13 protein-coding genes are annotated in these 13,175 nt (G+C 62.7%); 9 read left to right on the top strand and 4 right to left on the bottom strand.

The genetic code is table 11. The features are described from left to right. Window positions 1-72 precede the first annotated feature (72 nt). The 6 genes from B208_RS0108725 to B208_RS0108695 all read left to right on the top strand — a co-directional run bounded on the left by B208_RS0108725 (window position 73) and on the right by B208_RS0108695 (window position 3,930). Complete coding sequence (locus B208_RS0108725) at window positions 73-1,122, top strand: lysylphosphatidylglycerol synthase transmembrane domain-containing protein (RefSeq protein WP_007976721.1); 1,050 nt, start codon at window positions 73-75, stop codon at window positions 1,120-1,122. A gap of 71 nt (window positions 1,123-1,193) precedes the next feature. Next, window positions 1,194-1,649 (top strand): 30S ribosomal protein S19e, encoded by a 456-nt coding sequence (locus B208_RS0108720; RefSeq protein ID WP_007976723.1) that lies wholly within the window; start codon window positions 1,194-1,196, stop codon window positions 1,647-1,649. Window positions 1,650-1,792: 143 nt separating this feature from the next. Further along, entirely contained in the window at window positions 1,793-2,134 is a 342-nt protein-coding gene (locus B208_RS0108715; RefSeq protein ID WP_007976725.1) for a DNA-binding protein, read from the top strand. 1 nt (window position 2,135) lies between these two features. Then, window positions 2,136-2,735: an alpha hydrolase gene (locus B208_RS0108710; RefSeq protein WP_007976728.1), complete on the top strand. Its 600-nt coding sequence runs from the start codon at window positions 2,136-2,138 to the stop codon at window positions 2,733-2,735. Between the two features lie 135 nt (window positions 2,736-2,870). Continuing rightward, window positions 2,871-3,662, top strand: coding sequence for a tRNA pseudouridine(38-40) synthase TruA (truA, locus tag B208_RS0108700; RefSeq protein ID WP_007976730.1), 792 nt, complete (start codon window positions 2,871-2,873; stop codon window positions 3,660-3,662). 31 nt (window positions 3,663-3,693) lie between these two features. After that, window positions 3,694-3,930 carry a hypothetical protein gene (locus B208_RS0108695; RefSeq protein WP_007976731.1) on the top strand — a complete coding sequence of 79 codons (237 nt, stop codon included), beginning with the start codon at window positions 3,694-3,696 and terminating at the stop codon, window positions 3,928-3,930. Here the strand turns inward: B208_RS0108695 and B208_RS0108690 are convergent. From B208_RS0108690 to B208_RS0108675, 4 genes are all read right to left on the bottom strand, one after another. Continuing rightward, a complete protein-coding gene (locus B208_RS0108690; protein WP_007976734.1) occupies window positions 3,927-5,258 on the bottom strand; it encodes a M28 family metallopeptidase in 1,332 nt (443 codons plus the stop codon). The two genes, B208_RS0108695 and B208_RS0108690, sit on opposite strands and share 4 nt — an antisense overlap. A gap of 43 nt (window positions 5,259-5,301) precedes the next feature. Continuing rightward, on the bottom strand, window positions 5,302-6,684 hold the full coding sequence (locus B208_RS0108685; protein ID WP_007976736.1) for a two-component system sensor histidine kinase NtrB: 1,383 nt from the start codon (window positions 6,682-6,684) through the stop codon (window positions 5,302-5,304). Continuing rightward, window positions 6,677-7,258 (bottom strand): response regulator, encoded by a 582-nt coding sequence (locus B208_RS0108680; protein ID WP_232423758.1) that lies wholly within the window; start codon window positions 7,256-7,258, stop codon window positions 6,677-6,679. Before B208_RS0108680 ends, B208_RS0108685 begins: the two co-directional genes overlap by 8 nt. 106 nt (window positions 7,259-7,364) lie before the next feature. Then, window positions 7,365-8,051: a helix-turn-helix domain-containing protein gene (locus B208_RS0108675; protein ID WP_232423757.1), complete on the bottom strand. Its 687-nt coding sequence runs from the start codon at window positions 8,049-8,051 to the stop codon at window positions 7,365-7,367. Between the two features lie 293 nt (window positions 8,052-8,344). Between B208_RS0108675 and pepF the strand changes: the two genes are divergently transcribed. The 3 genes from pepF (at window position 8,345) to B208_RS0108660 (ending at window position 13,170) form a co-directional block, all read left to right on the top strand. Beyond that, on the top strand, window positions 8,345-10,135 hold the full coding sequence (gene pepF, locus B208_RS0108670) for an oligoendopeptidase F (RefSeq protein ID WP_007976742.1): 1,791 nt from the start codon (window positions 8,345-8,347) through the stop codon (window positions 10,133-10,135). A gap of 151 nt (window positions 10,136-10,286) precedes the next feature. Beyond that, window positions 10,287-11,510, top strand: coding sequence for a proteasome-activating nucleotidase Pan2 (pan2, locus tag B208_RS0108665; protein WP_007976744.1), 1,224 nt, complete (start codon window positions 10,287-10,289; stop codon window positions 11,508-11,510). Between the two features lie 367 nt (window positions 11,511-11,877). Next, window positions 11,878-13,170, top strand: a complete 1,293-nt coding sequence (locus B208_RS0108660; protein ID WP_007976749.1) for a hypothetical protein — start codon at window positions 11,878-11,880, stop codon at window positions 13,168-13,170. Window positions 13,171-13,175: the final 5 nt, after the last annotated feature.

Raw genomic sequence — 13,175 nt, 5'->3', positions numbered from 1 at the left:
TTTTCTCACGGTGGGGAAAAAGACGAACGGTCTTCGTTGGCTTCAAGCCACCCGCGCGTTATTGGAAAGTTGATGCGTCTCGACCTGGGTGACGTGCAGACGATTCTCGTCGGCTTCGTAGCCGCGCTTGCCGTCCTGCTCGTCATCTTCTTCCTCGCCGGTATCGACGAGGTGATGACCACGCTCTCGATGGCCGACGGTCGCGTTATCGTGCTCGTCGCCGTCGTCGCCCTCGGGTGGCTCTTCGCGTGGTCGATGTCGCTTCGGACCGTTCTCGGCGTCCTCGGCATTCGTATCACCGTCCTCCGATCGTTTTTCCTCTACGCGGGGGCGACGTTCGCTAACAACGTCACGCCGTTCGGGCAAGCGGGCGGCGAACCGTTCGCCGCGCTCCTCATCTCGCGGACGACGAACGCCGATTACGAGTCGAGCCTCGGTGCCATCGCCAGCGTGGACTCCATCAACTTCGTTCCGTCCATCTCGTTCGCGCTGGTCGGCGTGGCCTACTACGCGACGGTGCTCACGCTCGGCGATACGGCGGTGATGATCGCGCTGTCCATCGTCGCACTCGCCGTCGCGGTTCCGACGGTCGCGGTCATCGGGTGGCGAAAGCGGGACACCGTCGAGTTGACCATCGCAACGGGCGTCGTTCGGGTCGTCGGCTTTTTCGCTCGGTTCGTGCCGCCGGTTTCCCCGACGACGAAACCCGCGGTGGTCCACCGACTCCGCGGGTTCTTCGACGCCATCGAACGGGTCGCCGGAGACCGCCGTAAACTCGCGCTCTCGGTCTTCTTCTCCGCGCTCGGGTGGCTCCTGTCCTCGGTCTCGCTGTGGCTGTCGTTCTACGCGCTCGGCTACACCGTCCCGTTCGCCGCCGTGTTGTTCGTCGTCCCCATCGGGAGCATCGCGGGTGTCGCACCGCTTCCGGGCGGTCTCGGTGCGCTCGACGCCGCGTTAGTCCTCTTGCTCGTCCCCATCGCCGGAGTTTCGGTGGCGACGGCGAGCGCGGCGGCGGTCATCCACCGCGGCGCGACCTACCTGCTCCCCATCCTCATCGGCGGCTCTACCACCGCGATGCTGGAAGCCGACAACGCGAGTACCGGCAGCGTCAGGAGCGATTGACGGGGAGACGCCCGCTCCCGTTTGAACTCCGTAACGATGGCTTTAAACGCCGCCGCACGGAAATCAGTCGTATGACGACGCTCTACGACGTTCCGGCGGATGCGCTTATCGAGGCGCTCGCCGACGAACTTGAGGATCGATTCGACCGACCGGACTGGGCCGAATTCACCAAAACCGGTTCCCAGCGCGAGCTTCCCCCCGAACAGGAGAACTTCTGGCACATCCGTGCGGGGAGCCTCCTCCGTAAGGTCGCCATGAACGGCCCGATCGGCGTCGAGCGCCTCTCGACCGAATACGGCGGCAGCAAGGGCGGTTCGAACCGCTACGCCGTCGCACCGAACCACCGCTCGGACGGCAGCAAGAAGGTCATCCGCACCATCCTCCAGCAGCTCGAAGAGGAAGACCTCATCCAGTCCAACGAGCACCGCGGCCGCGAAATTACGGCGGACGGCCGAAGCCTCCTCGACGACACGGCTGGCGAAGTCCTCTCGGACCTCGACCGACCGGAACTCGAACGCTACGCATAAACTGAGTACCGTCTTTTTCGGTTGCCGTTTCTCCCCGGCCAACCACTCGTTTTCCGACGAGTCGTGCGTCCGCTCTCGGTCCTCCGCGGGACGGACGCCTCCGTAATTGTTTTTGGTCGTGCGCGGTAAACAACCGATAAGGCATGAGTGGAAGTCCCGACGATGACCGACTCGAAGAGCTTCGAAAACAGAAGATGGAGGAGCTACAGGACCAAAAACAGCAGGAGGAGGCCCAACAACAGGCCCAACAGCAGGCCGACGCACAGAAACAGGCGCTTCTCCGCCAGTACCTCACCGACGGTGCGCGAAAGCGACTGAACTCGGTTCGGATGAGCAAACCGCAGTTCGCGGATCAAGTCGAACAGCAGATACTCGCCATCGCACAGAGCGGCCGTATCAACGGCAAAATCGACGACCAGAAGATGAAGGAGTTGCTCCGAGAGCTGAAGCCCGACAAGAAGAGCTTCAACATCAAGCGCCGCTGAGATGGACCTCGGACTCCTCTACAGCGGCGGCAAGGATTCGACGCTCGCCGCCCTCTTGCTCGCCGACTTCTACGACGTCACCCTCGTCACCGCCCACTTCGGCATCACTGACGACTGGAAAAACGCCCGTGACACCGCCGAAGCGACCGGATTCGACTTCGAAGCGGTCGAACTCGACCACGACGCCGCGGTGACGGCGGTCGAACGGATGGTCGAGGACGGCTACCCGCGGAACGGCATCCAACACGTTCACCTCCACGCGCTGGAAACCGTCGCCGCGATGGGCTTCGACGCGATAGCGGACGGTACCCGCCGCGACGACCGGGTTCCGACCGTCTCGCGCGCGCAAGCCCAAAGTCTCGAAGACCGACACGACATCGACTACATCGTTCCACTCTCCGGCTTCGGTCGCGGGGCGGTCGACCGCCTCGTCGCGGCGACGCTCGACGTCGAATCCGGGCCGAGCGACGAGATTCGAAAGGCCGACTACGAGGCCGAACTCCGGACGCTCCTGGCACGCGAACACGGCGCGGAAACCATCGACGAGGTGTTCCCTGCCCACGAACAGACGTACGTTACGGGATTTACCGAGCGGCGTTAACTCGGGTTTCTGACTATATTTTGTCGATACGCCGCTCGAACGTCGGTCCTGTGTTTCGGTACGCGTTCTCAACGAGTTCGTGAACGCGCGGTAACATCCGACGAACTATACCCTCGGATTGTGTATGGATTGGCGATGCGTGCCTTTCGAGTCGCCTATGACGGCCGCCCGTTCTACGGATTTCAGCGCCAGCCGGACGTCCCGACGGTCGAGGATTCGCTGTTCGAGTCGCTTCGCGCCCTCGGCGTCGCGGACAGGGTGCCGGACGGCTACGCCGCCGCCGGACGGACGGATTCGGGGGTGTCCGCCCTCGCACAGACGGTCGCGTTCGAGTGTCCCGAGTGGCTCACGCCGTCGGCGTTCAACAGCGAACTTCCAGCCGAGATTCGCGTCTGGGCCAGCGCCGACGTCGTTCCCGCGTTCCACGCAACTCACGACGCCTACTATCGGGAGTACGTCTATCACTGCTATGCACCTCGTGCGAACCTCGGATTGGCGAAGGAGGCGTCCGACCGCCTCTCGGGGGAACACGACTTTCACAACCTGACGTCGGACACCGAGGGGACGGTCCGGGACCTCGGCATCGACGTGGTACAGGACGGCGAGTACCTCGTCTTCACGTTCCAGGCGGGCGGTTTCGCCAGAAACCTCGTTCGACGGGTCGTCTCCTTGATTCACTCGATTGCGACCGGCGACGCCGAGATGGCGAAAATCGACACCGTTCTCGCACCGGAACCGCTCGACGGGAGAGCGGGCGTCCCGTGTGCGTCGGCACACCCCCTCTATCTAGCCGACGTGGGGTACGACTGCGAGTTCTCGGTCGACGGCGCGGCGGTAAAAAGCGTCCGCGACGTGTTCGGCGACCTCCGCGTCGAGCGGCGGACGCGGAGTCGTGTAACGCGTGATATTTGTCGCGGCGTGGAATAATTTTATACCTCCTTTCGTCTTTTCTATCTCCATGGTTAACGATGAGCTGCTGTGGGAGGTAACGACGGATATCGTGCTCGGGATAGTGGCCGTCCTTCTCGGACAGACACTCGGCGGCATCGCGGCGAGCGTGTTCGGATTCCTCGGTATCCTTCTCTACGCGCTGTTCGCCCTCGGTTCGCTCATCGTCGGCGTCTATCTCGTCGTCCGCGGACTCGGAAAGCTCGTCGAGGAAATCGTCCGGCGCGAAGTCAGGTTCTGCGCTTAGTTCCAGCCCTCCGGCCAGATTCCCGCCGCCCGCATCCCCTCCTCGTACTCCTGTTCTCTGAGGTTCGCAACGATGTCCTCGGGTGTCGGTCTCGGAATCTCCTCGCGTGCGGCCACCTCTTGGACCAGCAGCGCCGCCAGCATGGCGTGTTCGCGGAGGTTGCGGTCGTCCACCTTGTCCCGGGTGTCGGCGTGGGTGTGACCCCAGCCACGGCCGCGTTCACCGGGTGCACTGCCGTCCGGTTCGCTGTGCAGTTGCAGCGCCGGAACGCCCGCCTTCAGGAACGGCCAGTGGTCGCTGAAGGGGTGGACCCCTTCCTGGAGCAGTATCGGCTGATTCGCCTCCTCGGAGACGGTCTCGACGACCGACCGCATCGTCTCGGAGCCGTGGAGGTAGGCGCGCATGTCGCGGAACCGTCCCGCGCCATCGACGTTGACGACCGCTCGGACTCGTCCGGTATCGAGCGACTCGACCAACGCCTCGCTTCCCAGCAGGCCGGTTTCCTCACAGCCGACGCCCGCGACTCGGACGCGCGTGTCGAGGTCCAGTTTCGAGAGCAGGTGTGCCATGGCGACGACGACGGTGATGCCACACCCGTTGTCGAGCGCCCCTTCCGCGATGTCGTGTGCGTCCAAGTGGGCGACGACCACGACCTCCTCGTCCGTCTCGGGACCGAGTTCGGCGACCGCGTTGTGGCTCGTTCCCGGTTCGGTGTTCGCGTCCACGACCAGTCGCGCCGTCGCACCTTTTTCCGCGTACTCGGTCAACCACGCGCCCGACTCCTTGCTGACGCCGACTGACGGAACCGCGGCCTCGTCGCCGAAGGTGAGCGAACCGGTCGGCGGTAGCTGTCCCGGCACGTGATTGTGGAAGACGAACCCCTCCGCACCCGCGGCGGCGGCGTGGCCGAACTTCTCCATCCGATGGATGAACCGACTGCCTTTCGGCGTCGTCGTGCTGGCGACCGCTATCTTCCCGGCGACGTCCTTTTCGTCTATCTCCTCGGGCATGCCGTGACCAACGTCCACCAGTTCTCCCCGCACGTCTCCCGCGAGCGAGTACGGAAGCGCGATGGTTTCGAAGGACCGTTCGACCGGTTCGGTCAGGGCGAGTTCCGCAGACCCGCGAGTCCAGCAGTTCATGTCGAACGGTTCGATGTGTGGGTTGCGCGCCCCGGCCCGCTCGAACCCCTCGACGACCAACTCCGCCGCTCGTCGCTCGCCGGGATGACCGCCCATCCTGTTTTCGAGTTCGGTCAGTTTCGTCAGGAATTCCCACGGGTAGTCATCGGTCCACGCATCGCCAAGCGCACGTTCGACATCGCTCATACGACGAGACGTGTTGCCACGGGTCAAAAAGGTACGCTACCGCTCACGTCTCGTCCCCGTTCGCTTTCAATTCGACCCCGGACACCTCGAACCGTGCGCCGCCGTCTTCGCTCTCGCCGACGGCTATTTGCCATCCGTGGGCATCGGCGATCTGTTTCACGATAGCGAGGCCGAATCCGGTCCCCTCGGATGCGGTCGTGTACCCGGATTCGAAGACCGTCGCGCGCTCCGTTTCGGGGATGCCCGGTCCGTCGTCGGCCACGTAAATCCCCTCGTCGGTCGTTCCGACGGTGACGGACACGTCCGAACCGGCGTGGACCACCGCGTTCGAAAAGAGGTTCTCCAACAGTTGGCACAACCGCGTTTCGTCGGCGACGATTCGTCGGTCGCTATCGACCGATAGCGTTGCATCGAGCGTGTCGGTCAATTCCCACGCGTTCGTCGCCGCGTCGGTAAGCGCCACCGGTTCGGGGTCGAGCACCGCCTTCCCCTGTTCCGCGAGTTTCAGGAGTTCGTCGATCAGTCGGTCCATTCGGGAGGCGGCGCGAAGCGCGGCGTCGAAGAACCGTTCGTCGCCCCGCTCGCGTGCGAGTTCCACCTGCCCCTGAACCACGTTCAGGGGATTGCGAAGGTCGTGTGCGACCGTCCGTGCGAACGATTCGAGGCGCTGGTTCTGTTCTCGAAGTTGGTCTTCGTAGGCCTTCTGCCGCGAAATATCCCGGTTGACCGCGACGAACCTCGTCACGTCGCCGACCTCGTTGGTGATGGGAGCGATGGTCTGTTCGATGGGGTAGTGATACCCCGACCGGTGACGATTCTCCAGGCGTCCTTCCCACACTTCGCCGTTGAGGATCGTCATCCAGAGGTCAGTGTAAAACTCCCGGTCGTGCTCGCCCGATTTGAGGATGCTGGGACGGCGGCCAACGGCCTCGCTTTCGTCGTATCCCGTCGTTCGCTCGAACGCCGAGTTGACGTACTCTATCGTCCCGCTCCGGTCGGTTATCATGATGGCGTGCCCGGCGTGTTCGACCGCCTCTCGAAACCCTGCGAGGTCGCGCAATCCACGGCAGAGTTCGACCTCGCGGCGAATCCGCCTGGAAAGGAGTTCCGGGCGTCCCCAGTCGGAGAGGACGACCGGCAGTCCGGGTCGGAGCGCTCGAACGTCGGCGAGAAACGACTCCACGTCGTCCGGAAACTCCGCTCGGGCGATGACGAGGCAGTCGATGGAGCGCTCCTCGTCGAGACGGCCGAGTGCGTCGTTCGCCGAGGGCACGGTTCGCGTCGAAAGTCGATGCTCGTCCTCCAAGGCGGATGCGACCCGCTTCGTCTCCGCGTTCGTCGCAACCATCAACACCGTAAGCCTGTCCGGTTCGATACCGTCGCTCGAAACGTCCGTTGGAGTGGAACAGTGACCGTCGTCAGTCATGCTGCTCTCCGGTGGCTGCCTTCAGTGCTGCTTCGTAGTCGCTCCGGAACGATTGCAGCGACTCGTCCGTCTGCTCGCGGAGTTTCTCGAACCGAGCCGTGAGCTCGGCGAACTTCGAAGACTTCGAGAGTTCCGCCTCGTCGAGCGTATCGAGTAACGTGGCTCGTTTCGTGGCGACCGCGTACAGCTCCTGTAACTGCTCTCCGTACGCCAATCGTCGTTCGAGTGATCCGACCAGCGAGCGAAGTCCCTCCCGACCGATCGGTTTGGTGGCGTAGTCGTCGAACGGCATGTCGATAACGCTCACGTCCGGGTCCACCGCGGTCAGCATACCGACCTGAACGTCGATACCGCGTTCGTCTATCTCGTCCAGTAGTTCGTCGCCGGAGGTACCCGGCATCTTGCGGTCGAGCAGTATCACGTCGGCGGTATCGAGATACGCACGCGCCGAATCGACGTCGTTCGCCTCCTGTACATCGTACTCGTGGTCGAGCCACGCCGCGAACGTCGCCGCGAGGTCCGGTTCATCGTCCACGATCAACACGGTAGTTCGTTCGGAGTCATCTCTAGTCATCACTCATCGGTGCTCCGGAGTCCGTTGGAATCCATGTACCGATTTCGGACAGGTCTAGATTAACGCAGTGTCGAATTGTTCGGGGGTTTAAACGGCGTCGTCGAAATCAGCCGTCCTCGGAAAGTTGACACAGCAGTTTCCGAACTGCAAGCCGCACGTGCGTCGAAAACGTTGACGGCGAGATGCCGAGTTCGTCCGCGAGTTCGAGTGCGTCGGACCCTTCCGGACCGAAGTAGTCCCCGGAGATAGCGAGGTCGAGTGCGTCCCGTTGGCGACCGGTCAGGGTTCGAAGGTCGAGAACGACGTTCGACTCGGCTCCGGGTTCGCTATCGCCGTGCAGGAGGTGTTGGAGTTCGATGCTGTATCCGCCGGTCCGAAACGACTCGACCAGGGCCGACAGTTCGCGTCGGTCTCGAAGCGCGAACGAGAGACAGAGCCGTCTTTCCCGCCAGGACACTTCGTACGGGTCCGCCGGGAGCGACGGAAACCGGTTGAGGAGGCAGGTCGTGACGGTACAGTTCCGACACGACGAACAGCTGACACCGCCGTCGTCGATAGCTTGTCCGAAGCCGCTCAATCGATAGTAGGTGTGCGATGTCGTTTGTAACGTCTGGCTGAGATGCGGCCAGTCGTCTACCTCGCCCGCTCGTTCCGCTTCGACCGAGATTTGCGCGGGTATCCCCCCGCCGCTCCCGGGAACGAAGTCGGCCACGAGCCCTTCCTCCGAGATATCCACTATCGGACAATGGCCCGTCGGTTTGATTCCCACCCTCACATCGAGTCCAACAGTCACTGTCCCGTAGAGGAAATAATCACGTTTGAATGTTTTGTTATTGGGTTGTTTTAGCTCCTCCTTTCGAACAAATATGTGCTTTAGAAAGAGATATTGGTATAATAACTACATACAGACATTAAAAGTCGAAGTTCACTGTTCTGACTTCACACCACTCGACCAGCGCGACGAGTGGGTTCCGAAAGCGACGACGTTTCCGAACCGTAACCGAGAAAACCTCGTTTTCCGGTCCCGTCCCGGAATCGAATTCCGAATAACAAAGCCTTACAGTCTCGGTTTCCGTACATCGGACTATGAGTTCTGTTCCCGAACGGAGTGCTATTGATGCCCAATACAAGTGGGATTTGGAAAGTATCTACGCGACCGACGAGGAGTGGGAGGAGGCGTACGAGGACGTCGAAGAGCGACTGAGCGAGTTGGAGGCGTACGAGGGACAGGTGACGGACGACGGCGAGACGTTGCTCACCGTGCTTCAACTCTCCGACGAACTCGGACGCGAAGTCTCCATGGTCGCCTCCTACGCTCGGATGCGGAGCGACGAGGACACGTCCGATCAGGAGTATCAGGCGCTCGCCTCGCGCGCCCAGTCGCTCGCTTCGCGCGCCGGGAGCGCGACGAGTTTCATCGAACCCGAAATCCAGTCGTTGGACCGCGAGGAACTCGACCAGATGATAGCGGAGACGGACGGGTTGGAGACGTACGAACACGCCTTGGACGACGTGATTCGGATGAAAGAACACACCCGTTCGGCCGAAATAGAGAATTTGCTCGCGGAGTTCGGCGAGGTCACGGGCGCGCCGAACGACATCTACAGCATGCTCTCGAACGCCGACATGACGTTCCCGACGGTCGAGGACCCCGACGGGGAGTCAGTCGAAATCACCCAGAGCAACTTCGTCAACCTCCTCAAAAACCCCGACCGAGAGTTCCGCCAGACGGTCTACGAGAACTACTTCGACGAGTGGAGCGACGTCCGCAACGCGGTCGGCGCGGCGTACAAAAACAGCGTCAAAGCGGACGTGAAATACGCCCGCGCTCGGAACTACGACACCGCACGAGAGGCGGCGCTCGACGGGCCGAACGTCCCCGTCGACGTATACGATAACCTCCTCGACACCGTTCGGGACAACCTCGACAAGCTCCACCGACACGCGGAACTCAAGCGTCGGAGCCTCGGCGTGGACGAACTCCGGATGTGGGACGTGTACATGCCGATGACCGACACCGAGAGTCCCGACCTCGACTACGACCAAGCGGTCGAGTACGTCGTGGACGCGGTGGGTGCGCTCGGCGACGATTACCAGTCGCGCGTCGCGGAGGGTATCGAGTCCCGCTGGATAGACGTGTACGAAACCCAAGACAAGCGGAGCGGTGCCTACAGCGGTGGGACGTACGACACCCAGCCGTTCATCCTGATGAATTATCAGGACGACATCTCCTCGATGTACACGCTGGCCCACGAACTCGGCCACTCGCTTCACTCGCAGTTGACGAGCGAGTCCCAACCGTACACGTACAGCAGTTACGAGATATTCGTCGCCGAAGTCGCCAGTACGGTCAACGAGGCGCTGTTGACCCACCATCTCCTCGAAACGGTCGAGGACCCCGACTTCCGACGACACGTCCTGAACGAGTACCTCGAACGGTTCCGCTCGACCCTGTACCGGCAGACGCTGTTCGCCGACTTCGAGTATCGGGCCCACCAACTCGCGGAGGACAACGAGGCGCTCACCCCCGACCGGTTGGACGGTATCTACGGCGACCTGAAACGCGAGTTCTACGACCCCGCCGTCGTCGACGACCGAATCGAGCGCGAATGGATGCGGATTCCGCACTTCTACCGCGCGTACTACGTCTACCAGTACAGTACGGGCATCAGCGCCGCCGTCGCGCTGGCGGACAAGATTCTGGAGGAGGGCGAACCCGCCGCCGAACGGTACCTCGACTTCCTCAGCAACGGGTCGCGCGAGTATCCGCTCACCCTGCTCCAAGGCGCGGGCGTCGATATGAGTTCGCCGGAGCCGATTCAGCGCGCGCTCGACGTGTACGGAAAACGGCTCGACGAGATGGAAGAACTCATCTAACCGCCGCGGAATCTCGGTTTTTCATCGCTCGGCTTCTCGTCACGCGTACGTCTCTCGGCGAGGCACGCCGATTTCCCAACCGATACCAATCTTCTGTATCGCCCGCGACCCAAAGGCACTTTTAATGTGGTCCCATACGCTTGAACAAGAAATGTCACGCAGCCCATCCGTCCCGGACCGACCAACGCTCGAACTGGACCCCGAGATGTCCGACGAGGAGCGCCTGTCCGCGCTCAAGGAACATTTCACGGACATCACGAAGGTCAACCAGAAACTGCGTGAGCGCGTCGATGCCGCGGCCGAGCGACGAGACGATCTCGCAAACGAGGTCGACCAACTCCAGCGTGAAAACGAGATGCTGAAGACGACCTCCCTGTACGTCGCGACCGTCGAGGACGTGACCGAGGACGGGGTTATCATCAAGCAACACGGCAACAATCAGGAGGTGCTGACAGACGTGGCGGTGCAACTTCGGGAGGACATCGAGGCTGGTGACCGCGTCGCCGTCAACGATTCGTTCACCATTCAACGGTTGTTGGACACGGAAAAGGACGCACGAGCGCAGGCGATGGAAGTGGACGCATCGCCGACCGTCTCGTACGAGGACATCGGCGGCATCGACGAGCAGATTCGGGAGGTCCGCGAAGCCGTCGAGGAACCCCTCGTCAACCCCGAGCAGTTCGAAGCGGCGGGTATCGAGCCGCCGAGCGGCGTTCTGCTCCACGGCCCGCCGGGAACCGGGAAGACGATGCTGGCGAAAGCGGTCGCCAACCGGACCGACGCCACGTTCATCAAGATGGCCGGGTCCGAACTCGTCCAGAAGTTCATCGGTGAGGGCGCGAAACTCGTCCGCGACCTCTTCTCCCTCGCGGCGGAACGCGAACCCGCGGTCATCTTCATCGACGAAATCGACGCCGTGGCGTCCCGGCGAACCGACTCGAAGACGTCCGGTGACGCGGAGGTCCAACGCACGATGATGCAGTTGCTCTCGGAGATGGACGGCTTCGAGGACCGCGGCAACATCCGCATCATCGCGGCGACCAACCGCTTCGACATGCTCGACAGCGCCATCCTCCGCCCGGGCCGCTTCGACCGCCTCATCGAAGTCCCGAACCCGACCGTGGAGGGTCGCCACCGCATCCTCGAAATCCACACCGGCGACATGAATCTCGCCGACGACGTGGACTTCGACCGCCTCGCCGACGAGACGGAGGGCTTCAGCGGTGCGGAAATCGAGAGTCTGACGACCGAATCCGGCATGTTCGCCATCCGCGACGACCGGTCCGAGGTGACCATGGCGGACTTCGAGGGTGCGCTCGAAAAGATGGAAGCGGGTGACAAGTCGTCGGTCCCGAACCTGCGGTACGCGTACTAACACCCACCTTTTGCTGCACGAGAAGTCGCGGCACCGTCGCGATTTCTCGCTGGCAAAATCTGGACCAAAACCTCGGTGCTCCCTTCGAGGCACTTCGTGCCTCTCCGGTCCGCACCGAGTCCGTTCGCTTCACTCACGGGGAACAACGAAGAACCCGCGGTTGTGTCGTCGGCCTATTTCTGACGGTTGTGAAAATACGGGTTTCTGGCGGTCGTGTCGGTGGCTGACTCTGGCGGTTGTGAAAATTCGAGAAACGACGACGTTGGTCGACGATTCCTTCTCGACGGAAAATCGACCTGCCATCCGAGAACTATTTTCCCGCGTCGAAGGAGGTGTCTTTTTCACGTCTGACGGTGCGGAGTTTCGTATGCGAGTAGACCTCGGCAACGCCCTCGACTCCGTTGCCTCGCCCGGCGTCTCGCGCGATGCACTCTCCCGTTTGGACGAGCGCGTCGCCGACGCCCACGAGCGAATCGAAACCGGACGAGCGGACGACGAACACGGCTACGCGGCGCTGAACCTCCCGGAAACGACGGATACCGACGAAATCCGTTCCGCGGTCGAACCGTTCGCCGACGCCGAGACGGTTTTGACGGTCGGTATCGGCGGCAGCGCGCTCGGTGCGGCGACGCTGGCCAACGGTCTCGACTCCGACGTGGACGCCTACTTCCTCGATAACGTCGACCCGGAACACGTCTCGGCCCTCCTCGACCGACTCTCGCTTTCGGACACGGCCGTCAACGTCGTCTCGCGCTCGGGCACGACGGCCGAGACGTTGGCCAACTTCCTCGTCGTCCGCGACGCGATGGAGTCCGCGAACGTGGACTGGACGGACCGCACCTTCGTCACGACGGGCGAGGAAGGGAACCTCAGGAATCTCGCCGACCGACACGACCTGCCCGCGCTCGACGTTCCCGACGGCGTTCCGGGTCGCTTTTCGATGCTCTCGACGGTCGGCTTGGCGTGTGCCGCCATTCAAGGTCACGACATCGACGCCGTTCTCGACGGGGCGCACGCCGAGGCGGACCGGCTTGCGGGGTCGCTGTTCGAGTCGCCAGCCTACGCCTACGGTGCGGCCACCTACGCGCTCGACGAACGCGGTGCGGGCATCAACGCGATGATGCCCTACGCGGAATCGCTCGAAACGTTCGCGGAGTGGTTCGCGCAGTTGTGGGCCGAGAGCCTCGGGAAGGACGGACTGGGCCAGACGCCGGTGCGGGCGCTCGGTGCGACCGACCAGCACTCGCAACTCCAACTGTACCGCGCCGGACCCAGCGACAAGATGGTGACGTTCGTCCGACCGACGGAGCGCGCCGACCGGTCGATTCCGGAAACCGACCTGCCCGGCCTCGAATATCTCGGCGGCGGCAGTTTGGGTTCGCTCCTCTCGGCCGAGTTCGAGGCGACCGAAGCGAGCCTCGCGGCGTCGGGACAACCGAACGTCCGCCTCGAAATCGACCGCGTAGACGAGTACGGACTCGGCGAACTCTGTTACTGTCTGGAAGCGGCGTGCGTCCTCGCGGGGGAACTCTACAGCGTCGAGACGTTCGTCCAACCGGCGGTCGAGTGGGGTAAGCGCGCCGCTCGCGGCCTTCTCGGTGGCGGCAACTTCGAGGAAGCGGACGAAGTTGCAGAAAAATCGACCCTTACCGTGGAATAGCGGCG

This window comes from Haladaptatus paucihalophilus DX253 (assembly GCF_000376445.1).
GTDB lineage: Archaea > Halobacteriota > Halobacteria > Halobacteriales > Haladaptataceae > Haladaptatus > Haladaptatus paucihalophilus.
The sequence above is the reverse complement of the archived record's forward strand: the minus strand, read 5'-3'. Positions and strand labels throughout refer to the sequence as shown.

Bases quoted from the DNA above. Each gene is read 5' to 3' on its own strand.
- B208_RS0108725 (WP_007976721.1), top strand. From the start codon at position 73: ATGCGTCTCGACCTGGGTGACGTGCAGACGATTCTCGTCGGCTTCGTA.
- B208_RS0108720 (WP_007976723.1), top strand. From the start codon at position 1,194: ATGACGACGCTCTACGACGTTCCGGCGGATGCGCTTATCGAGGCGCTC.
- B208_RS0108715 (WP_007976725.1), top strand. From the start codon at position 1,793: ATGAGTGGAAGTCCCGACGATGACCGACTCGAAGAGCTTCGAAAACAG.
- B208_RS0108710 (WP_007976728.1), top strand. From the start codon at position 2,136: ATGGACCTCGGACTCCTCTACAGCGGCGGCAAGGATTCGACGCTCGCC.
- truA (WP_007976730.1), top strand. From the start codon at position 2,871: ATGCGTGCCTTTCGAGTCGCCTATGACGGCCGCCCGTTCTACGGATTT.
- B208_RS0108695 (WP_007976731.1), top strand. From the start codon at position 3,694: ATGGTTAACGATGAGCTGCTGTGGGAGGTAACGACGGATATCGTGCTC.
- B208_RS0108690 (WP_007976734.1), bottom strand. From the start codon at position 5,258: ATGAGCGATGTCGAACGTGCGCTTGGCGATGCGTGGACCGATGACTAC.
- B208_RS0108685 (WP_007976736.1), bottom strand. From the start codon at position 6,684: ATGACTGACGACGGTCACTGTTCCACTCCAACGGACGTTTCGAGCGAC.
- B208_RS0108680 (WP_232423758.1), bottom strand. From the start codon at position 7,258: ATGACTAGAGATGACTCCGAACGAACTACCGTGTTGATCGTGGACGAT.
- pepF (WP_007976742.1), top strand. From the start codon at position 8,345: ATGAGTTCTGTTCCCGAACGGAGTGCTATTGATGCCCAATACAAGTGG.
- pan2 (WP_007976744.1), top strand. From the start codon at position 10,287: ATGTCACGCAGCCCATCCGTCCCGGACCGACCAACGCTCGAACTGGAC.
- B208_RS0108660 (WP_007976749.1), top strand. From the start codon at position 11,878: ATGCGAGTAGACCTCGGCAACGCCCTCGACTCCGTTGCCTCGCCCGGC.